We start from the raw sequence: 21,240 nt of genomic DNA, 5'->3' as shown, positions 1-21,240 counted from the left end.
GAATGACCGACAGACGCGACAACAGCCGCCACATCCGCGCCCGCCGCGGAAGCGAGATCGTGGCGAAGCAATGGACCACCGAAGCGGCGGTGCGGATGCTCCAGAACAACCTCGACGATGAGGTCGCCGAGGACCCGCAGAGCCTGGTCGTCTATGGCGGGATCGGGCGTGCCGCGCGCAACTGGCAATGCTTCGACAAGATCGTCGAGACGCTTGAGCGGCTGGAGGAAGACCAGACGTTGCTCGTCCAGTCGGGCAAGCCGGTCGGCGTGTTCCGCACGCACAAGGATGCGCCGCGAGTCCTCATCGCCAATTCGAACATCGTGCCCAAGTGGGCGAACTGGAACACGTTCAACCAGCTCGATCGCGCGGGCCTCATGATGTACGGCCAGATGACCGCCGGAAGCTGGATCTACATCGGCACGCAGGGCATCGTCCAAGGCACCTACGAGACCTTCGTCGAGATGGGCCGCCAGCATTATGGCGGCGACCTGTCCGGCAAGTGGATCCTGACCGCAGGGCTCGGCGGGATGGGCGGAGCGCAGCCCCTCGCGGCGGTGATGGCGGGCGCCCACTGCATCGCCATCGAGGTCCAGGAAAGCCGGATCGAGAAGAGGCTGGAGACCCGCTACCTCGACAGGCGCGCGACCAGCATCGACGAGGCGCTGGAGATCATCCGCACCGCGACCGAGCCGACCAGCGTCGGCCTGCTCGGCAACGCCGCCGAAATCCTTCCTCAGATGCTCGAGCGAGGGATCAAGCCGGATGCGCTCACCGATCAGACCAGCGCCCACGATCCCGCGAACGGCTATTGCCCGGCGGGCTGGAGCGTCGCCAAGTGGCAGGAAATGCGCGAGCGAGATCCCGCCGCCGTCGCCGAAGCCGCAAAGCAGTCGATCGCCAAGCACGTCGAGGCCATGCTCGCCTACAAGGCACAGGGCGTCCCGACTTTCGATTACGGCAACAACATCCGCCAGGAAGCTTTCGACGAGGGCGTCACCCACGCGTTCGACTTCCCGGGCTTCGTCCCCGCCTACGTCCGCCCGCTCTTCTGCCGGGGGATCGGCCCGTTCCGCTGGGCGGCGCTTAGCGGCGACCCTGAGGACATCTATAAAACCGACGCGAAGGTGAAGGAGCTCATCCCCGACGACAGGCACTTGCACCGCTGGCTCGACATGGCGCGCGAGCGGATCGCCTTCCAGGGACTTCCCGCGCGGATCTGCTGGGTCGGACTAGGCCAGCGCCACCGTCTCGGCCTCGCGTTCAATGAGATGGTGAGGAGCGGTGAAGTCTCCGCCCCGATCGTCATCGGCCGCGACCATCTGGACAGCGGCAGCGTCGCCTCGCCCAACCGCGAGACGGAAAGCATGAAGGACGGAAGCGACGTCGTCTCCGACTGGCCCATCCTCAACGCGCTTCTCAATTGCGCGTCCGGCGCGACCTGGGTGTCGTTCCACCACGGCGGCGGCGTCGGAATGGGCTATTCGCAGCACGCGGGCCAGGTGATCGTCGCCGACGGAACCGACGATGCGGCGCGGCGGCTCGAGCGGGTGCTTTGGAACGACCCCGGCACCGGGGTGATGCGCCATGCGGACGCAGGCTATGAAAAAGCCATCCAATGCGCTCGCGAACAGGGACTCGACCTGCCGATGGTGACCACTTGAAGCTCAATCCAGAACAGGTGACGCTCGACCAGCTCCGCCAGCTCTGTGCTGGCGCGGAAGGCTCGCTCGACGACACGTCGATGCAGCGTGTCGCGGACTCCGCCGCCTCGGTGGAGCGGATCGTCGCGGGCGGCGAGACCGTCTACGGAGTCAACACCGGTTTTGGGCTTCTCGCCAACACGCGAATCCCCGACGACCGGCTTGCCGAGCTCCAGACCAACCTCATCCTGTCGCACAGCGCGGGGCTGGGCGACCCGCTCCCGCGCCACGTCTCGCGGCTGATGATCCTGCTGAAGCTGCTCGGCCTCGGTCGCGGTTTTTCCGGCGTTCGCCCGGTCGTCATCGAAGCGCTTCAGGCGCTCGTGGAGAAGGACGCAATTCCCGTCATCCCGAGCCAGGGAAGCGTCGGCGCTTCCGGCGATCTCGCACCGCTCGCGCACATGAGCGCAGCGCTGATGGGCCAGGGCAGCATCGATGTCGCCGGCGAAGTCATGCCCGCCGCCGCAGCGCTGCAAAAGCTCGGGCTGGACCCGCTCCAGCTCGGCCCCAAGGAGGGGCTGGCGCTGATCAACGGCACGCAAACATCGACCGCCATCGCGCTCGACGCCTTGTTCGCCGGCGAGCGCGTGTTCGCGGCCGCCATCGCCGCCGGAGCGCTTTCGGTCGATGCGCTCAAGGGTTCGGTGAAGCCGTTCGATCCGCGGGTTTCCAAGCTTCGCGGCCAGCCCGGCCAGATCCGCGTCGCAAAGGCGCTCCGCGACCTTCTCGACGGAAGCGAGATCGTCGCCAGCCATGCGACGGGCTGCCCCAAGGTGCAGGACCCGTACAGCTTTCGCTGCCAGCCGCAGGTGATGGGCGCGGGGCTCGACCTGCTCGCCAACGCGGCGCGGACTCTGACCATCGAAGCCGGCGCGGTCACCGACAATCCGATCGTCTTCCCAGACGAGGATTGCGCGATCTCCGGCGGCAATTTCCACGCCCAGCCGGTCGCCTTCGCCGCCGACACGATAGCGATGGCGCTGTGCGAAGTCGGCTCGATTTCCGAGCGCCGCACTGCCGTCCTGATCGACCCGAAGATGAGCGGGCTGCCGCCCTTCCTGGTCGAGAATTCGGGCCTCAATTCCGGCCTGATGATCCCGCAGGTGACGGCCGCTGCGCTGGTCAGCGAGAACAAGAGCCTCGCTTTCCCGGCGAGCGTCGATTCGATCCCGACGTCAGCCGGCCAGGAAGATCATGTGTCGATGGCGCCGATCGCAGCCCGCAAGGCGGGAACGATCGCTCGCAACGCCGCGGGAGTCGTCGCGGTTGAGCTGATCGCCGCAGCGCAGGGTGTGGATTTTCACGCACCGCTGAAAACGTCGCCGAAGCTGCAGGAGGTTCTTTCGAGCGTTCGCAAGCTGTCGCCAGGCTTTACGTCTGACCGCTACTGGGCGGACGACATGGCCGCACTTCAGTTCGCTGTGCTGGCGGGCGAGATCGGTGCAGGCGAGGACTTTCTCGGCTAGCGCACCCGATCCCAGTTCTTCGACCGGCAGATCACCGCGAGCACGCAGCCGCGAACGGTCAGCTTGTCGTTGGACACCTGGTTGATTGTCCCGCGCGCATAAATGTTGCGGTCGGCGAGGAAGACGGTCGCGCGGTAGCTTCTCGCGCCTGTCCTTTCGATGTCCTTGATCAGCCGCGCGCCGATCAGTTCGGTGTCGCTCCCGCGCTCGGCTTTGGCCTGCTGGGTCGGCGATGCCTTGACCACGGTTCCGCACAGGTCGCGGCCGCACGGCGCGATGACGACCTCCATCTTGCCGTTCTTCCAGCGGCCCTCGATCGGGCTCTTGGCGAATGCCGGCGCCGACCCGGACACGAGGGCGAGAGCTACCGTTGTTGCGAAAATCCGTTTCATGTTCACCGGTTTAGCTGTGCTTTGTGGCAGCAATGGAGCCTTCAGCTTGCGCGGCGATGAACGCGCCTGCGGTTATTCCTGATCCGGCAAGGGGCCTTCAACCCGGGTCCACTGAGTGGCCTTGCAGAGCGACTTGCCCATGGCGCAGCCCGAAACCTTCAATTGGTCGCCGCTGATCCGCTCGATCTTTGCGGTGACGCGCATGTTCTTGTCGGGAATGAACAATTTGCCTTGCCAGCGCCCCCTTTTGTCGCGTTTCAGGCCGGTGAGAAGCTGAGTGCCGACCAGCTGGCCGGTCGTCTTCGCGGAATCTTTCTTCGCTTTCTCGCTGGCCCAGGCGACCGTGCCGCAGAGGCTGTCGCCGCAAGGCGCGATGGTGACGATGCTGTTGCCGCCAGGGCTTCGCCACGTTCCCTCGATCGATTCCGGGGCGACCGCGGCTGGTTGCACCGCCAAAGCCAGGATCAGGCCAAAAAGCATGGAACCGTCCTTACCGCAAAGCGGCGGATCAGTGGAAATCCCGGCTTTTCGGGATGATCTCGACGTTGCGCGGGTGGCGGCTCTGCGGCCGGCCCCAGCTTCCGGCATGATCCGCTTTTTCGAGCGTCGAGGGCAGAAGCGAATCGTCGCTGAGGCGGCTGAGCAGCCCGGTATGATCCTCGAGTCGCGCGGCGACTACGTGAATGACCTCGCTGTCGGGGTCGCGCTGGATCATTCCGTGGACCGCCATCAGCCGGGCGCCCATCACGATCTTGCGCTGCTTCTCGAACACCTTCGGCCAGACGACGAGGTTGGCGACTCCCGTTTCGTCTTCGATGGTGATGAAGACGACGCCCTTTGACGTCCCCGGCCGCTGGCGGATCAGGACCACGCCGGCCATCGACAGCCGCTTGCCGTCCTTGATCCGCTTCAACTGTTCGGCGGTGACAAAATTTTGAGCCGCATAATATGACCGCAGGAAGTGCATCGGATGCGCTTTGAGGCTGAGGCGGACGGTCTGGTAATCGCTGATCACATGCTCGGCGAGCGGCATCGCCGGAAGCTTCGCCGGAGAGGCCTCGCAGCCCTCCTCCTTCGCTTCGGAATAAGCGAAGAGCGGCAGGTCGGGCGCCTGCCTCAGTGCGCGCGAATCCCAAAGTGCCGCTCGGCGGTCGAGCCCCATAGAGCGGAAGGCGTCGGCGGCGGCGAGCCGCTGGATCGCGTGCACCGGCACCCGCGCTCGCGATCTAAGCTCCTCGACGGAGGCGTAGGGCCGCCCCGAAACCACCCGGTCCGCCGCCTCTCGGTGGAGCCCGTCAACCTGGCGGAGGCCGAGACGCAACGCTCCGTCCTCGAGCGTGCAGTCCCAATCTGAGTGATTCACGTCCACTTCGAGCACTTCGACCCCATGCTCCTTCCCATCGCGGACGATTTGCGCCGGCGCGTAGAATCCCATCGGCTGCGAATTCAGAAGCGCCGCCGCGAACGCCGCCGGATATTTCCACCTCAGCCAGCTCGATACGTAGACCAGGTGAGCGAAGCTCGCCGCGTGGCTTTCGGGGAAGCCGTACTCGCCAAAGCCCTTGATCTGGTCGAAGCAGCGCTGCGCGAAATCGGGGTCGTAGCCGCGCTTCACCATCCGCCCGACCATCTTCTCCTCCAGCGTCTCGATCTTCCCCTTCGAACGGAAGGTGGCCATCGCCTTGCGCAGCTGGTTGGCTTCCTCCGCGCTGAAGTTCGCCGCGTCGATGGCGATCTTCATCGCCTGCTCCTGGAAGATCGGGACTCCGAGCGTCCGTCCGAGAATCTTCTCCAGCTCGTCCGGCGGCCCGTGCTCGGGAGCTGGGCAGGGGAAGGTGATCGGGTCCCTGCCGTTGCGGCGCTTCAGGTACGGATGCACCATGTCGCCCTGGATTGGGCCCGGCCTTACAATCGCGACCTCGATGACGAGGTCGTAGAAGCAGCGGGGCTTGAGCCTCGGCAACATGTTCATCTGCGCCCGGCTTTCGACCTGGAACACGCCGAGCGAATCCCCGCGGCACAGCATGTCGTAGACCGCCGGCTCTTCGGGCGGGACGGTCGCCAACTCCCAGTCCTCGCCATGATGCTGCCGCACCAGGTCGAAGCATTTGCGGATGCAGGTCAACATCCCCAGCGCCAGCACGTCGATCTTGAGGATGCCGAGCTCGTCGATGTCGTCCTTGTCCCATTCGATGAACGTCCGGTCGTCCATCGCCCCGTTGCCGACCGGCACCGTCTCGGTCAGCGGCCGCTCGGTCAGGATGAAGCCGCCGACGTGCTGCGACAAATGGCGCGGCATCCCGATCATCTGCTGGGCGAGCCTGACCGTCCGCTTGAGGTGCGGGTCGGAAAGGTCGAGCCCGGCGTCAGCCGCGCGCGCCTCCTGCATCTCGCCTTCCATATGGCCCCAGATGGTCGAGGCGAGGGCTCCGCACACGTCCTCGCTTAGGCCCATCACCTTGCCGACCTCGCGGATCGCCGAGCGCGGACGGTAGTGGATCACCGTCGCTGCGATCCCGGCGCGGTCGCGGCCGTATTTGGCGTAGATGTGCTGGATCACCTCCTCGCGCCGCTCATGCTCGAAATCGACGTCGATGTCGGGCGGTTCGCGCCGCTCCTCCGAAATGAAGCGCTCGAACAGAAGATCGCTGGTCGACGGGTCGACCGCGGTGATTCCGAGGCAATAGCAGACCGCGCTGTTCGCCGCCGATCCGCGGCCCTGGCACAGGATCGGCGGGTCCAGGCTCCGGGCGAAGGCGACGATGTCATGGACGGTCAGGAAATATCGCGCAAAGTCGAGCCGATCGATCAGCGGAAGCTCATAGTTGAGCTGCTTCACCACCTTGTCGGGGACCCCCTCCGGCCAGCGATCCCGAGCACCGTCCCAGGCCAGCTGCTCCAGATAAGCCTGCGGCGACTTGCCTTCGGGCACGCTCTCGCGGGGATATTCGTAGCGAAGCTCGTCGAGGCTGAAGTTCAGCGCGTCGGCGAACTCGCGCGTCGCCGCGATCGCATGCGGCCAGCGGGCGAACAGTCGCGCCATCTCCTCCGGCGACTTCAAATGCCGCTCGGCGTTTGGGTTCAGAAGGAAGCCGGCTTTCTCGATCGTCCTCTTCTCGCGGATGCAGGTCATCACGTCCTGAAGCGGTCGCTTGTCGGGCGCGTGATAATGGACGTCGTTGGTCGCCAGGATCGTGCAGCCATGTGCCCGCGCGATGCGGTCGATCCGCTCGATCCGTGCCACGTCGCCGCCGCGGTAGAGATATGACGCCGCGACGCGGGGGAGCGATGGAATGGCGTCACGAAGGCGTGGCAGCTCGCCTTCGAAGGCGTCGACGTCATCCGAAGGCCAGGCGATGAAAGCGATGCCGTCAGCATGCGCGGCGACGTCGCACAAAGACAGGTCGCACTCGCCTTTCTCGGCGCGCATCTTGCCGAGGCTCAGCAGCCGCGACAGCCGCCCATAGCCCTCACGATCGATTGGGTAGGCGAGCAGTGACGGCGCGTCCGTAAGGTCGAGCCTGCATCCGATCAGCGGTTTCAGTCCCGCGCCCTTGCAGGCGCTGTGCATCCGGACGACCCCGGCCAGCGTGTTGCGATCTGCAATCCCGATCGAATCCATTCCAAGCTCGAGCGCGCGAAGCACCAGCTCGATCGAATCCGAAGCCCCGCGAAGGAAGGAGAAGGGGCTGGTGATCCCAAGCTCGACATAAGGCGCGCGTTCTACCGGCGCGGGCGGCATGTCGCCGGTCCGAACGAGCTTGAGGCGGGCAAATCCTTCGCGTTCGGGCATCAGCCGAACAGCCCGTGCAAATACCATTCGGGAGCGCCGCCGCGCCCGTCGCCGATCAGGCCTTCGCGATAGATCCAGTAGCGGCGGCCGGCCTGGTCTTCGACGCGGTAATAATCGCGAAGCCGGGCGGTCGATCGCTCGCGCCACCATTCGGGCGCGATCCGCTCCGGCCCTTCGACGCGGGCGATGTCGTGTACCGCGCGACGCCAGACGAAGCGGCGCGGAACGCCTTCGGGAGTCGCATAGACGACCGCGATCGCTTCCGGCCGGTCGAGCAGGCGTTGCGGGCGGGGCGGCGCCGAAGGCAGCTGGATCGGTTCGGTCTTCTCAAGAGCCGGCCGCCACCCGCTCGCGCGCTCAGGCAAATGGCTTTCGAACGGCTGCGGGCGCCGAACCCTTCCGGGTCCCAGCTTCACCGTCAGCCGGTCGACCAGCCGCGCCAGGTCGCGCTCTCCGCCGGGCTCCTCGACCAAGCTTTCCTGGGCGGTGCCAAGGCTCTCGGTCCAATCGGCGACGAGAGCGAAGGCGTCGAAGCCGAAGCCGGGATCGAGCGCTGCCGCCTTGTCGGCAAGCAGCCGCTGCAGATGCTTCGGCTCGCGGCTGGCGATGGTTGTGGCGACCGAGGCGGCGGCGACACTTCCATCGACCCGGAAACCGTGGAGCGACAATTTGCGCGCGCCGAGGTGCCGCTCCTCCAGTGTGCGGACGAGCCTGGGGATCAGCTTCGAAAGCGCCTGCGGAGCCGCTTCGGGATGGGTGACCGGCTCCTGCAGCCGGAGCGTCGCCCGCGGCGGCGGATTCTCCGCGAGCGCCGTCAGCGGCTCCGGCTTCCGCCCGAGCGCCCGATCGAGCGCATCGACGACGTCCTCGGCTCCCCGGAATCGCCGAGCCAGAGCGAGGCGTGGCAGCGCCGCGAGCGCTCCGATCGTCTTCAGCCCAAGCCGCTCGAGAGTCCGGACCGTCTCCGGTTCCAGCCGAAGCGCGGAGACATGCAACGGCGGCAGCTCGTCGCCCCCGAAGCGACTGAATGCCCAGGCGGCGGCAGCGGTCGGAGCGATCGCCACGCGTGCGGTCAGTCCGGTCGCTGCGAAGCGGCGGCGGATATCCTCGGCCAGCCCCTCTTCGCCGCCGAACAGATGCGCGACGCCGGTCACGTCGAGCCGCAGCGCGTCGGTCCCGTCCACTTCGATCAAAGGCGACCAGCGCTGCGCCCATTTCGCCAGCCGCTCCAGCAGCGCCTGATCACCGTCGGGGTCGGCCGGAACCGCGACCAGCGCCGGATCGAGCGCACGAGCATCGGTGAGGCGAGCGCCGGCGCGCGCGCCACGCTCGGCGGCGGCCTTCGTCACCGCATGGATGATCAGCCCGTGCGTCCCCTCGACGGTGAGGACGGCGGGCGTGTCAGGCGATAAGTCGTTCGATTTCGCCCAGCGCTCGATCGCCAGGCTCCGCAACCAGATGGAAGCGATCCGCTTCATGAGCGACCGTCCATCGGCCCGGCGGATGTCCGCGGGCGCGGAACAGCTCGGCATCCCAGGCCGGTGCTCCCGGCGCTCGCGAATCCAACGCGTTCACCAGTGACGGAGCGCTGGCGATCCGCCAGCGCATCCGGGCGCCGCTGAGGTTCGAATGGCCGCCCAGCCGCACCAGCCAGCACGGCACCCGGCTCCGCTCCGAAGCGACCGCCAACCGCCGCGTCGCGGTGAAGTCGAGCGCAGCGGGATCGCCGTACAATTCGCCGATGACTGCCGAGAGGGCCGAGCATCTTACCCCTTCCTCCATCGCCCACAGCGCGGCCCGTGCGTCGCGCGCCTCGACGTGGACGAGGTCGATGCCGAGCCCCGGCGGATAGGTCCGCCCGCTTTCGAGAATCGCCATCCGCTCCTGCACCCACAGGACGGGCCTCGACCTATCGACTTGCGGAAGAAGGAAGCCTGTCCAGCCGCTATCGCGCGGAGACTCCGCGAACAGCTCGGAGAGGGTTGGGCTGGACGGCGCGCGCGTGCTCCAGCGCTCGCCCAGCCCCGGGGGAGTGGACGGTGAACGGGCCGGTCCGGAGCGCTCGAAGACAGCTCCGCCGGCGACGAGAGAAAAGCCTTTCGCCACACGACTCACAACGTTTCTGTTCTTCGTTTGTTCTTTATCCCGTGAGTCGGGAGAGAGAGTCAATGGCGCGACTCGGCGCCCTCTATTTCTTCAAGGAATCGAACGATTTCACGCGCCGCTGCACGCGTGCCCTTCTTCGAAACGGCAAAGCCCATGTGGGTCGAGCTGACTTCCACCGCCTTGTCGCGCGTGTCATCCGTCCCGCGCGCCGACGCAACGCCTACGATGCCGTCCCGCGCGGACCAGATCGCAAGCGTCGGCACCGGCGGCTTCGCCGGGTGGTCGGGGATCGGCGGATCGTCGACCGGATGGCCGGCAACCAATTCGTACAGCTTCCAGACATTCGTATAGCGCCTGCGGTCGCCCCAGACCGGCGTTCCCAGAGTCACCACCGCTCGCACCCGGTGCGGCTCGACCCGTGCGATCTCGCGCGCATAAAGCCCACCCAGGCTCCAGCCGACGAGCACGATCGGTTCGTCGTGCCCACACATGTCGACAGCGCGCCTCAGCCGGTCGAGCGTATCGGCGCGCGCACCCCAATTCATCCCCTGCCGCCAAGGATGAACGCGAAATCCCGCTTCGGCGAGGGCGCGCCGCAACTCCGTCGTCGTCCGGTCATTGGCAGCGAAGCCGGGAATCACCATCGCAGGAATGCCGTCATGAGGACCACGAGGGCCCCTGTGGCCAAATCCGCGCCAGAAGCGGCTGGCCAGCGCGCCGACTTCCTTGAGCCGCTGAGCGGCGCCGGGAGCGCCGTCCTCGCTCATTCGGTGATCACAGGAATTCGTCTCCCATCAGCTCCTGGAGCGCCTTCGGAAGCTTCACGCGTCCATCTTCGGTCTGGTGGTTCTCGAGAAGCGGAACGAGGATGCGCGGGCTCGCAAGCGCCGTATTGTTGAGCGTGTGCGCGAACCGCACCTTCCCGTCGGCGCCGCGGTAGCGGATGTTCGCGCGCCGCGCCTGCCAGTCATGAAGCGTCGAGCAGCTGTGGGTCTCGCGATACTTGCCGAGGCTCGGCACCCAGCTCTCGATGTCGTTCATCCTGTACTTGCCCAGCCCCATGTCGCCGGTCGACGTCTCGATCACCTGATAGGGAATCTCCAGCGCCTGGAGCAGGCTTTCGGCAAGCGCGAGCAGCTTCGAATGCCACTCGGCCGAAGTCGCGGCGTCGGCCTCGCAGATCACGTACTGCTCGACCTTCACGAACTGGTGGACTCGGAGCAGCCCGCGGACGTCCTTGCCCGCGCTTCCCGCTTCACGCCGGAAGCACGGCGAATATCCGGCGTAGAGCACCGGCAGCTTATCGGCCTCGATGATCTCGCCCGAATGGAGCGAGGTAAGCGCCACTTCCGCCGTTCCCGCCAGCCACAAATCGTCCTCGGGAAGATGGTAGGTCTCTTCCATGTGTCCGGGAAACTGGCCCTGGTTGAAGAAGGCTTCGGGCCGGGCGATGGCCGGCACCGTGATCGGAGTGAAGCCGGCGCCGGCGATCTTCTCCAGAGCCCAGCCCATCAGCTTGGTTTCGAGAAGCGCCAGCCGTCCCTTCAGGCAATAGGTGCGCGATCCGGACACCTGGGTGATGCGCGACAGGTCGGCCCAGTCGTTCTTCTCGATCAACTCGACATGGTCGAGCGGTTCGAACCCGAACTTCGGCGGCTTGCCCTCGGTGCGGACGACGACATTCGCGCTTTCGTCCGGCCCGATGGGTGCGCCCTCGTAGGGGATGTTTGGAGCAAGCAGCAGGAGCGCGTTCAACGCCTCCTGCTTCGCGCCAAGATCGGCTTCCAGCTCCGACGCCCGGGCGCCGGCTTCCTTCGCCTTCCGGCCGAGCTCGGCCTTCTCTTCGGGCGCTGCATCCTTGAACCGGCCGCTGATCGCGTTGCGCTCGGCTCGAAGCTTTTCGATCTCGGTCTTGAGCGCGCGGACCTCGCCGTCCAGGTTCAACACCTCGCCGAGGTCGAGCTTCACGCACTTCACCTCGATTGCACGCTCGACCGCCTCGCGGTTGCCCTTGATGAAGTCGATGCCCAGCATTTGCAGGCAAGTGCGCGAATTGCTTCCGAACCGCAAGGAGTTCGCCTAAGCGCCGCCGATGCCTTCCGGTCTTGTTGCACTGCTCGACGATGTGGCGACGCTCGCCAAGCTCGCCGCCACCACCCTCGACGACGTCGCTGGCGCTGCCGGGAAGGCGGGCGCCAAGGCCGCCGGCGTGGTGATCGACGACACCGCCGTCACTCCGCGCTACGTCGTCGGCCTCGCTCCGGAGCGGGAGCTTCCCATCATCGGCAAGATCGCTTGGGGCTCGGTCAAGAACAAGCTGCTGTTCCTGCTTCCTGCCGCGCTCCTGCTGACGGCCTTCGCGCCATTCCTGATCACGCCATTGCTCATGATCGGCGGCGCCTATCTCGCCTTCGAAGCGACCGAGAAAATCCTCGAGAAGTTGCTCCACGACCACCAGCACGAGGACGCCCTGCTCCACACGGCCGGAGACCCCGAGGAGCTTGAGAAGCTGCAGGTGAAGGGTGCCATCCGGACGGACCTGATCCTGTCCGCAGAGATCATGGCCATTGCCCTCGCCAGGCTCGAAAACCTGACGCTTGCGACCACCGCGGTCGCACTCGTCATAGTGGCGCTGGCGATCACGGCCGGCGTGTACGGAGTCGTCGGTCTCATCGTGAAGCTCGACGACATCGGGATTCACATGGCGGCCCGGCGCAATCGAAGCACGCAGGCGATCGGAAGAGCCCTTGTCCATGTGGTCCCGACGCTGCTGACCGCACTGTCGGCAATCGGCACCGCGGCGATGCTTTGGGTTGGCGGCGGAATCCTCCTTCACGGGCTGGAGGAGTTGCACATCCTGACCCCGCTGCCCGAGACGATCCACCACATTGCCGAGGTGATCGCCGGAGGGGCAGGACCGCTAGAAAGCGCGGTCGAATGGTTCATCGGAGCGCTGGGGGGCGCAATCGTCGGCCTTGCGATCGGCGGCGCAATCGTCGCGGTCGTCCGGATGCTCGTTCGCCACCCGGAAAAGCTGATCACCGACTAATCGAAGTGCAACCTGCGGTAGCTTCCGCGGAAGTACAGCAGCGGATCGATTGTCGGGTCGAAGCTCGCCCGAAGCACCCTGCCGACCAGGATGTCGTGATCGCCGCCCTCGTGCACCGCGTGGCGCTCGCACTCGAACACCCCAAGCGAGTCCATCAGCAACGGCGCCCCCGTCTCGCCGGTCGACCAGGGCGTGGTTCCGAACCGATCCTCGTCGCGGGTCGAAAAGCGGATCGACGCCGGCTGTTGCCCCGTCTGCAGCACATTCACCGCGAAATGGCTGGCGCTGATCAGCGCCGGCGCGCAGCGCGCGTTCCTGGCGATGCAGACCAGCAGCAGCGGCGGGTCGAGCGATACCGAAGTGAAGCTGTTGACCGTCAGCCCGAACGGCTGCCCGTCGGCATCGACGCAGGTGACGACCGTCACTCCGGTCGCGAACGATCCCAGCGCGTCGCGAAGCGTCCGCAAGTCGGATCCGCTTCGATATTCGCGATGTGGCGCGTCGGCGGGCATCTCCGGCCGTATAGCGGAGCGGCGCTAATATGCGAGCAGCCGCTCCGGGCTCAGGCTCAGCATGTCGGCGATCGTCGACTCCAGCGAGCTTGAGACCAGATAGCGCGGCTGGAACGCGTCATGCTTGTAGGCAGTGCGCACTGCCCGCTCGACCGAGAAGGGCAGCCGCTCGACATTGTCGCTCTCCAGGCTGAAATGCGCCTCGCCGAAGCTGGAGGCGAGCCCTGCGCCGAGGATCTTCAGCTCTCCGCTTTCCTTGGCCAGCCCGAACTCCACGCTGTGCCAGTAGAGGCGCGCCACCCGTTCCCCCTCGCCCGCGGCAATCGCCGCCGAGCCGAGGCGACCGACGCGCTCAACCATCTCCGCGAAATCATGGTGAGCGAGCATTGGAATGTGCCCGAACAGGTCGTGGAAGCAGTCCGGCGCTTCCAGATAGTCGAGCTGCTCGCGCTTGCGGACGAAATTGCCGACCGGGAACACCCGCTCGCCCAGCATCGCGAAGAAGATTTCGTCGGGCACCAGCCCCGGCACAGCGACGGTCCGCCAGCCGGTGCGCGGCTCCAGGATCGCGTTGAGCTCGCCAAGCTCCGGGATCCCCGGATGGCCGAGCCGCAACAGGTCAATCCCGTCGAGGAACGGTGTGACCACACGGCTTCCGAGAAGCTCGACCTGGCGGGCGAACAAGAGATCCCATACGCTGTGGTCTTCGTCCGTGAACTCGTCCCACCCCTGCGGGACGACGAACTCCTCCCAGCGCTTCGGCCGGTCCCTGGTGATGGCTTCCTGAAACATTCACTCATCCTTTCGGGCAATAAAAAACCCGCCGGGCGGAGTGCCGAGCGGGTCGAGGTTGGTCGTCTGAAGCTTAGGCGCGCGTCAGCCGGTCCCAACCTCGTCGGGATAATAATAGCTGTTGAGGGCCGTCGTGCGCGTCATTGCGTCGTCCATATGACAGTTGCCGCCTTAACGATCAATTGCCGGAGGCGATCCGTTCGCGAAGACGTTGGGTAGCGGCCTCCCGCGCCGTGTCCCTCGGGAGCCCGAGCGCTTCGGCAACGGAATCGCCCAGGAGCGAGTCGCCCAGAGCGGAGAGAACGAGCGCCAGCGTCGTCGCCGCCACGCCCGCTGCGTCCCGGCCCACGCCGAGCTCGGCAACCAGCTCGCGGAGCGAGTTCAGGACGGGGTCGAGCGCATCGCGGTTGCCGGTCAGGATCATCCACGCGGCAAGCGCTCCCGCGCCTTCGCGGCTGAACGCGTCGAAGGTCTGGTCGACGATCTCGCGGGGGTCGGTTTCGCCCGCGCGTGCCCGCTCCACCGCCTTGGAGATGCCCGCAGTCACCCGCTCCGCGATCGACGCCGCGAGCTCCGACTGAAGCCCCGCCGCCGACCCGAAATGGTGGAGCAGATTGGCGTGGGTCCGGCCGATCTCCGCCGACACGCGCTTCAGGGTCACCGCCTGCGGCCCCTCGGCGATCAGGAGCCGCCGAGCGGCATCGAGAGCGGCGGACCGGCTTTCCTTCGAGCCAAGGCGTGTGCGCTTTATTGACATTCGTGTCAGTTATCCTAATTCACGCTCATGAGCACGACCTTTGCCGCGCCTGGCGACCTGACGATCACGCCGCGCGACCGCCGTTTCGGCCGCGAAGCGTCGGCCCCGCGGCTTTGGCATGGCGAGCGCGTGGAGGCGACGGCAATCTACAATGCGCTGTCCACCACCTTCCCGGCAGGCGAGGCCTTCTTCGTCGAGAGCGTGCGCAAGTTCCGCGAAGGCGTTCCTCCGAAGCTCGCGACGGAGATCAAGGGCTTCACGACCCAGGAAGCGATCCACAGCCGCGAGCATGATGCGTTCAACAAGCGCGCCCAGCTTTCCGGCTACGACCTGAGCAAGCTCGAAGCGCAGGTCGAAAAGCGCCTCGCCATCACCCGCGACAGGCCACCGATCGTCAGCCTCGCCGCGACCATGGCGCTGGAGCATTTTACCGCAATCCTCGCTCACCAGCTGCTCGCCGACCCGCGCCACCTCAACGGCGCCGACCGCGACGCCGCTGACCTGTGGCGCTGGCATGCGGTGGAGGAGATCGAGCATAAGGGGGTCGCCTACGACACCTGGCTCCACGCGACCCGCCACTGGCCGCGCAGCAAGCGCTGGAAGGTGAAGGCGAAGGTGATGCTCTACGTCACCCGCAACTTCCTGGTCGACCGCACCGCCGGATCGCTGGAGCTGATGCGCCAGGACGGAGTGACTGGCCTAACTGCCTGGGCGAAATTGCTCTGGTATTTGTGGATTCGCCCGGGAATGTTCCGCAAGATCGCCGGCGCCTGGGTCAGCTTTTTCCTCCCCGGATTCCACCCGTGGAAGGTCGACGACCGCCACTTGCTGACCGCCTACGCCGGCGCGGCCGCTGCGCCCGCCACCAAGCGCGAGGTCCGCAGCGCGGCCTGAGGTGATTGGGTAATGCCGGCTTTCGACCCGAAGTCATGCCAAGAGAGTCGCGCACGGGTTTCTACCGATTTTCGCCGTCGATCGGGAAAGAATACTGTTCGGTCATGGCGCGAATACCACCAGTCGCAGCCTTGATGGAGCTGACGCTGGTGGCTTCAGCTGCGGTGTGCTTTTCCGGATGCACGAAAGGCCAGGCGCCTTCATCGCGAGCGCAAGCGCCAACAGCTGTGGCCTTTGGATACCTGTCCGACAAAGCGATGCCCGACAGCCTGACGGCAATACCGCCGCCGCCGGCTCAGAACTCAGCGGCAATGGCGCGGGACGAAGCGGTGCGACGAGCCGCCCTGATGCTCCACGACACTGATCGATACGCGCTCGCAGCGGATGACGCAGATCGCACCCAAGACGGCACGGACCGGGCATTTCAGTGCGCTTTCGGCGTGGACATCGACCAGCAGCAGACGCCAATATTGTACAAGCTTTTGGGAAAAATGAGGATCGATGTACGTGCCGCGACGTACCCGGCGAAACTCCATTACAGGCGCGTGCGGCCATGGGTCGCGAACAATGCTCAAGTTTGCTCTGCGAGCGAACAACTGGTGCGCAACGACGGGTCCTATCCATCCGCGAGGGGCGCAGTCGGATGGGCTTATGCTCTGGTGCTTGCGCGGCTCAATCCATCGAGGAGCAGTCTGATCCTGGAGCGCGGTCGTGCATTCGGCGAAAGCCGAATTGTTTGTGACGCCGAATGGCAGAGCGACGTCGACGCCGGTCGTACAATGGCCGAGGCGGTTGTGAGCCGACTACTAACCGTCGATCAGTTTCGTGCGGATTTCGCCGCAGCTCGGCAAGAGGTCGTCAGGTCGCTGAAGAATTCCAAGAAGCCGGCAGATTGCGCTTCTGAGATGCGGGCCTTGGCGCAGAGGTGATGTCGCCGCTCGATGCAAGCCTACCGAACGAACAGGAATTTCGGGGTCTGAGTGCCAGGAGCGCAGTTTCGTTAATGTCCGCTTTCGACCAATTGCAGACATTTGGAGCCGGATGAGATGGCCCCCGCTGAACGAATCACCGTCCTGGGTGAGGTCAGTTTCCGCGCGGGCGTCTCGGTCGAAAATTGGAGTTCGACATCGAGGTCGCGCCTGAAGAAATGGGCGAGAGCGGGTGGGTATATGTGTTGCGCATCCGCTCGTTTGCCCACCGGGTGATCTTGTCAAAAATGCCCGGTACGTAACGGCTGTACCCAGCCACCTCGCGATAATCGAGGCCGGTCTTGGTTTCATAATAATTGTGGTCGGCGTTCGGGACGAGCTCAATGGTGACATCATTTGAGCGGCCGTAACGAAGGGCCTTCTCGAACCATGTTCTTGCCTCAGGAACGGCTACCACGACGTCGCTGCCGCCATATGTCACTTGCCAGGCGCCCTTGAAGTTCCGGACGGCCGCCGTCGTGTCATAAGAGAATGCCTTGCGGAGCCAGGCATGATCCGGCGAGTCCTTCGCCGGCAATCCGCCGATGAACTGGGTCATCCAATATTCGTTCTCGACCTGCTTTGCCGCGGCCTCCAGCTGCTCCCAATTCTGACCGGTGACGGCGTAGTCATCCATCATGTCGCGGATGTCGAGCGCACGTTGGATCTCGGATCGAGGATAGCGCTCGGCTTCCATCATCAGAACGAGCTGATCGCGGTTGGCCTCGCGAACACTCATAGGCGAAGATGAGCGCATCTGGATGAACCGGACGTCGGGCACGCGTGTCGCCGCCCAGGACATGATCCAGCCCGCTTGGCTGCTGCCTGTGAGGCCGATTCGATCGGCCCTGATTTCGGCTCTTGTCCTGAGAAACTCGACGCCAGCGGCGACATCGTCCGCCAGAAGATCAAAATTCGCTGTTTCCCAATCACCCTTTGATCGGCCGGTCCCGCGCTTGTCGAAGATGAGCGCGGCAATTCCAGCCCTCGCATAGGCTTCTGCGATGAAGCGGATATTACCGGAAAAACCATTACGAGTTTGGGCGTTTGACCCGTGGGCGAAAACTACCGCAGGGTGCGGCCCTTTTCCGGAGGGCAATAGCAGCGAACCGGCCAGTTGCGTGCCATCCTTGCTGGTGAATCTGATTTCCTCTTGGGAATGCGTCTCGATTCTACGCGCATCGAATGTGCCGCCGTCGATCTTTACTCGAACGCGCCGGGCTTGTCCGCTCTGATGCGGGTCCAGGCTGACGCGCAGATATTCCGGTCCGGGGCAATACATACAGGGACCGCCCGTCAACTCGTTGTTCGGTAGATAGAAGAGTGCGCCCGTCCGACCGGACGGGAGCTCCAAATAATGGAAAGTGTCCGAAAAGTTGCTGCGTGACAGCGTCAAGAGCCGGTGCTTGCCAATCCGGTAAGTGCCTTCGTAGCGCTCAAGCAGCTCCAACGAGGGAATGTCCTTCGGCCGCGTCCGGAAGAAGGCGGGGCGCCGCTTACCCTTCTCATCGACCACCCAGCCCCGAGCACCAAGCTCAAATTGCTTAAGCTCGAAGTGAAGACGAGCGGCATCGAAGCGCAGCTGGCCGTTGCGAACTGTTAAATTGCGGATCGCTGGCTCGTCCGTTCGGTCGAACGGCTGTCGGATTTTGCCCGTATCAAAAACGATGCGCGTGTAGACAAAATTTCCAGGCGTGCCGTAGCCGCCTGAGTAGTAGGTTGGAGTAGTTGGCGCGGTGGTCACCGCTGTTGCAGGCCAGGGGAGCGCCAGCAGAAGGACTATAATTGCAGCTGCGAGACTGCGAATAAGGCTTCGGACCACTGTGAAGCATTGGCGTAACTCGGGACGCCAGGCGAACTGGCGGCTGATCTCGAGAAGCAGGCCGTGAGCCACCTCATCCCACCTTTCGAGCATTGGCTATGAGCCGTTCGAGCAGCATCCGAATCATCCTTGCGCTACATTTGTAGCACATGCTACATTTGTAGCGCCGGTGCAACGCTAATTTAAAGCGAGTTTCGGGCGCCGAGCGCTCGGACGCCGCTTAATGTCGGTTTTCCACCCAATGCACACGTTCACAGAGCGTTGATCGCCTCGGCCAACTTACGGTCGCGCTCCGTGACTCCGCCCGCATCATGGCTGGTCAGCCGGAAATCGACGCGATTCCAAACGCTGGTGAACTCCGGGTGGTGGTCCACCTTCTCCGCGTGAAGAGCGACACGCGTCAGGAACCCGAATGCCTCGCTGAAATCCTTGAACTTGAAGCTCCGGACCAGCGCCTTGCCGCCATCTTCTTCCTCCCATCCATCGGGTGCGCTCATCCGCTTTCTCCTGTCCTACAGCTACGGTTTTCGCTTAAGCGGCCCGCGATGACCAGCGGCCACCTCGATCGTCTCCAAACTCCAATCGCTCCTCGCGCGCCCGCGCACCCGTTGGGGAGTGAACTTAGTGAACTTTCAACCGCTTGAAATGGCCGCGTCCAGAGCGCAGTTGGGCGGCAAAGGAGAATGACGATGGCCACCGCCACTCTGGAAGTCGGGCCGCTCGGGCTCGAAAACCCGATGGGCACCGACGGGTTCGAGTTCGTCGAATATACCGCGCCGGACCCGCAGCTTCTGCGCGACCTGTTCACGAAGATGGGCTTCCCCGCGGTCGCCAGGCACAAGCGCAAGGCCGTCACCCTGCACAAGCAGCAGGACATCCATTTCATCATCAATAGCGAGCCGGGCAGCTACGCGGAGGACTATGCCAGGGCCCACGGCCCCAGCGCCTGCGCGATGGCGTTCCGGGTCAAGGATGCAAAGGCGGCGTTCGACCGGGCGGTGAAGCTCGGAGCGACCCCGGCCAAGACCGACGTCGCCCACGGCGAGATGGACATTCCGGCGATCGAGGGGATCGGCGGGTCATTGCTCTTCTTCGTCGACCAATATGGGCACAACGGGTCGATCTACGACGTCGATTTCGATTTCTTCCCCGACGCCGCCGAGATCGAGGCGAACCACGCCTCGCACCTGACCTACATCGATCACCTCACCCACAATGTGCACCGCGGCCGGATGGCGGTCTGGGCCGACTTCTACGAGCGGCTCTTCAACTTCCGCGAGATCCGCTACTTCGACATCGAGGGGAAGCAGACGGGGCTATTCTCCAAGGCGATGACGTCGCCCTGCGGCAAGATCCGGATCCCGCTCAACGAGAGCCAGGACGACAAGAGCCAGATCGAGGAGTTCCTCCGCGAGTATAAGGGCGAGGGCATCCAGCACATCGCGCTCGGCAGTGACGACATCTACAAGGCGGTCGACATCATCCGCGAGCGCGGCATTCCCTTCCAGGACACGCCCGACACTTATTACGAGATGCTGCCGGAGCGGATCGTCGGCCATGACGAGGATATCGCCGAGCTCGAAAAGCGCCGCATCCTGATGGACGGCGCTCCGACCGAAGGGCAGGGGCTCCTGCTTCAGATCTTCACCCAGAATGTGATCGGCCCGATCTTCTTCGAGATCATCCAGCGCAAGGGCAACGAGGGCTTCGGCGAAGGCAATTTCAAGGCTTTGTTCGAGAGCATCGAGCTCGACCAGGTGCGGCGAGGCGTCCTCTGACCGACGCCTTTATCTGCGACTATGTCCGCACTCCCATCGGCCGCTACGGGGGTGCGCTCGCGCACGTCCGTGCGGATGATCTTGCCGCGATCCCGATCCGTGCACTGATCGACCGCAACCCCGGCGTCGATTGGAGCCAGCTCGACGACGTCATCCTCGGCTGCGCCAACCAGGCCGGCGAGGACAACCGCAACCTAGCGCGGATGGCGGGGCTGCTTGCGGGGCTTCCAGACAGCTCCGGCGGAGTGACACTGAACCGCCTGTGCGGCTCCGGTCTCGACGCGGTCGCGATGGCGGCCCGAGCGATCCGCGGCGGCGAATCCGACATGATCATCGCCGGCGGCTCGGAAAGCATGAGCCGCGCGCCGTTCGTTATGGCCAAGGCGACGTCCGCCTTCGACCGCAACGCTGAGATGTACGACACGACCATCGGCTGGCGCTTCGTCAATCCGAAGATGAAGGCGGCCTACGGCGACGATACGATGCCGAGCACCGGCGAGAACGTGGCGCAGGAATTCCAGGTCAGCCGCGAGGATCAGGATGCCTTCGCTCTCAGGAGCCAGGAAAAGGCGGCCGCGGCTCAGGCGAACGGACGGCTGGCCGCCGAAATTGTCCCGGTCGAGATCCCGCAGCGCAAGGGCGATCCGCTGGTCGTCGACAAGGATGAGCATCCGCGCGCAACCAGTATGGAGGCGCTGGCCAAGCTCCGGCCGATCGTCCGCCCCGACGGCACCGTCACCGCCGGAAATGCTTCGGGAGTCAATGATGGCTCTGCCGCAATAATTGTCGCCAGTGAAGAATCGGCCAGGCGAAACGGGCTGACGCCGCGCGCCCGCGTGTTGGGTGCTGCCGTCGCCGGCGTTCCGCCGCGCATCATGGGCATCGGCCCGGCACCCGCTTCGGAAAAGCTGATGAAGCAGCTCGGTCTCAAGATCACCGACTTCGACGTGATCGAGCTCAATGAGGCGTTCGCTGCACAGGGCCTCGCCGTGCTCCGCCAGCTGGGCCTGCCCGACGATGCGGCGCAGGTGAACCCCAACGGCGGGGCGATCGCGCTCGGCCACCCGCTCGGAATGTCGGGTGCCCGGCTCGCCCTGACGGCAACCGAGGAGCTTCAGCGCAGCGGTGGAAAGCTGGCGCTTGCCACCATGTGCATCGGAGTGGGTCAGGGAATCGCGCTGGCGCTCGAACGGGTGTAGATTGCCGCC

At 65.0% G+C, this 21,240-nt stretch carries 19 protein-coding genes; 7 read left to right on the top strand and 12 right to left on the bottom strand.

Annotated elements, in window-relative coordinates:
- Positions 1-2 precede the first annotated feature (2 nt).
- Positions 3-1,664, top strand: a complete 1,662-nt coding sequence (gene hutU, locus LZ519_RS07700) for a urocanate hydratase (protein WP_249868111.1) — start codon at positions 3-5, stop codon at positions 1,662-1,664.
- Positions 1,661-3,169, top strand: coding sequence for a histidine ammonia-lyase (gene hutH, locus LZ519_RS07695; RefSeq protein ID WP_249868110.1), 1,509 nt, complete (start codon positions 1,661-1,663; stop codon positions 3,167-3,169). The genes hutU and hutH overlap by 4 nt, the downstream gene beginning before the upstream one ends.
- On the opposite strand, the gene LZ519_RS07690 is transcribed toward hutH, so the two are convergent.
- The 7 genes from LZ519_RS07690 to serS all read right to left on the bottom strand — a co-directional run bounded on the left by LZ519_RS07690 (position 3,166) and on the right by serS (position 11,494).
- On the bottom strand, positions 3,166-3,561 hold the full coding sequence (locus tag LZ519_RS07690) for a DUF2147 domain-containing protein (RefSeq protein ID WP_249868109.1): 396 nt from the start codon (positions 3,559-3,561) through the stop codon (positions 3,166-3,168). The two genes, hutH and LZ519_RS07690, sit on opposite strands and share 4 nt — an antisense overlap.
- A gap of 72 nt (positions 3,562-3,633) precedes the next feature.
- Positions 3,634-4,041 (bottom strand): DUF2147 domain-containing protein, encoded by a 408-nt coding sequence (locus LZ519_RS07685; RefSeq protein WP_249868108.1) that lies wholly within the window; start codon positions 4,039-4,041, stop codon positions 3,634-3,636.
- Positions 4,042-4,069: 28 nt separating this feature from the next.
- Complete coding sequence (locus tag LZ519_RS07680) at positions 4,070-7,303, bottom strand: error-prone DNA polymerase (RefSeq protein WP_249868888.1); 3,234 nt, start codon at positions 7,301-7,303, stop codon at positions 4,070-4,072.
- A 50-nt stretch (positions 7,304-7,353) separates the two neighbouring features.
- Positions 7,354-8,832 carry a DUF6504 family protein gene (locus LZ519_RS07675; RefSeq protein ID WP_249868107.1) on the bottom strand — a complete coding sequence of 493 codons (1,479 nt, stop codon included), beginning with the start codon at positions 8,830-8,832 and terminating at the stop codon, positions 7,354-7,356.
- The gene (locus tag LZ519_RS07670) at positions 8,756-9,232 is read right to left on the bottom strand and encodes an ImuA family protein (RefSeq protein ID WP_249868106.1); all 477 of its coding nucleotides are present in this window, start codon (positions 9,230-9,232) and stop codon (positions 8,756-8,758) included. Before LZ519_RS07670 ends, LZ519_RS07675 begins: the two co-directional genes overlap by 77 nt.
- Before the next feature lie 287 nt (positions 9,233-9,519).
- A complete protein-coding gene (locus LZ519_RS07665; RefSeq protein ID WP_249868105.1) occupies positions 9,520-10,227 on the bottom strand; it encodes an alpha/beta hydrolase family protein in 708 nt (235 codons plus the stop codon).
- 7 nt (positions 10,228-10,234) lie between these two features.
- Complete coding sequence (serS, locus tag LZ519_RS07660) at positions 10,235-11,494, bottom strand: serine--tRNA ligase (protein WP_249868104.1); 1,260 nt, start codon at positions 11,492-11,494, stop codon at positions 10,235-10,237.
- Between the two features lie 58 nt (positions 11,495-11,552).
- On the opposite strand from serS, the gene LZ519_RS07655 reads away from it, so the two are divergent.
- Positions 11,553-12,509: a DUF808 domain-containing protein gene (locus LZ519_RS07655; protein ID WP_249868103.1), complete on the top strand. Its 957-nt coding sequence runs from the start codon at positions 11,553-11,555 to the stop codon at positions 12,507-12,509.
- Here LZ519_RS07655 and LZ519_RS07650 read toward each other — a convergent pair.
- From LZ519_RS07650 to LZ519_RS07640, 3 genes are all read right to left on the bottom strand, one after another.
- Complete coding sequence (locus tag LZ519_RS07650) at positions 12,506-13,021, bottom strand: flavin reductase family protein (RefSeq protein ID WP_249868102.1); 516 nt, start codon at positions 13,019-13,021, stop codon at positions 12,506-12,508. The two genes, LZ519_RS07655 and LZ519_RS07650, sit on opposite strands and share 4 nt — an antisense overlap.
- A gap of 24 nt (positions 13,022-13,045) precedes the next feature.
- The gene (locus tag LZ519_RS07645; protein WP_249868101.1) at positions 13,046-13,813 is read right to left on the bottom strand and encodes a phenylalanine 4-monooxygenase; all 768 of its coding nucleotides are present in this window, start codon (positions 13,811-13,813) and stop codon (positions 13,046-13,048) included.
- Between the two features lie 178 nt (positions 13,814-13,991).
- Positions 13,992-14,570: a TetR family transcriptional regulator gene (locus tag LZ519_RS07640; RefSeq protein ID WP_249868100.1), complete on the bottom strand. Its 579-nt coding sequence runs from the start codon at positions 14,568-14,570 to the stop codon at positions 13,992-13,994.
- Between the two features lie 27 nt (positions 14,571-14,597).
- Here LZ519_RS07640 and LZ519_RS07635 point away from each other — a divergent pair, with 27 nt between their 5' ends.
- Positions 14,598-15,464 carry a metal-dependent hydrolase gene (locus tag LZ519_RS07635; RefSeq protein WP_249868099.1) on the top strand — a complete coding sequence of 289 codons (867 nt, stop codon included), beginning with the start codon at positions 14,598-14,600 and terminating at the stop codon, positions 15,462-15,464.
- Between the two features lie 134 nt (positions 15,465-15,598).
- Entirely contained in the window at positions 15,599-16,393 is a 795-nt protein-coding gene (locus LZ519_RS07630) for an acid phosphatase (RefSeq protein ID WP_249868098.1), read from the top strand.
- Positions 16,394-16,547: 154 nt separating this feature from the next.
- Here the strand turns inward: LZ519_RS07630 and LZ519_RS07625 are convergent, their stop codons facing one another.
- Together LZ519_RS07625 and LZ519_RS07620 are read right to left on the bottom strand one after the other, a co-directional pair.
- Entirely contained in the window at positions 16,548-18,347 is a 1,800-nt protein-coding gene (locus LZ519_RS07625) for an alpha/beta hydrolase family protein (protein WP_249868097.1), read from the bottom strand.
- A gap of 158 nt (positions 18,348-18,505) precedes the next feature.
- Entirely contained in the window at positions 18,506-18,751 is a 246-nt protein-coding gene (locus tag LZ519_RS07620) for a 4a-hydroxytetrahydrobiopterin dehydratase (RefSeq protein WP_249868096.1), read from the bottom strand.
- Between the two features lie 192 nt (positions 18,752-18,943).
- Here LZ519_RS07620 and hppD point away from each other — a divergent pair, with 192 nt between their 5' ends.
- Together hppD and pcaF are read left to right on the top strand one after the other, a co-directional pair.
- The gene (gene hppD / locus LZ519_RS07615; protein WP_249868095.1) at positions 18,944-20,032 is read left to right on the top strand and encodes a 4-hydroxyphenylpyruvate dioxygenase; all 1,089 of its coding nucleotides are present in this window, start codon (positions 18,944-18,946) and stop codon (positions 20,030-20,032) included.
- Complete coding sequence (gene pcaF, locus LZ519_RS07610) at positions 20,029-21,231, top strand: 3-oxoadipyl-CoA thiolase (protein ID WP_249868887.1); 1,203 nt, start codon at positions 20,029-20,031, stop codon at positions 21,229-21,231. Before hppD ends, pcaF begins: the two co-directional genes overlap by 4 nt.
- Positions 21,232-21,240: the final 9 nt, after the last annotated feature.

Origin of the sequence: Sphingomonas anseongensis, from assembly GCF_023516495.1 — a bacterium.
Classification (GTDB): Bacteria; Pseudomonadota; Alphaproteobacteria; order Sphingomonadales; family Sphingomonadaceae; genus Sphingomicrobium; species Sphingomicrobium anseongensis.
Note: the sequence above shows the minus strand (reverse complement) of the source record. Positions and strands in the feature narration are given on the sequence as shown.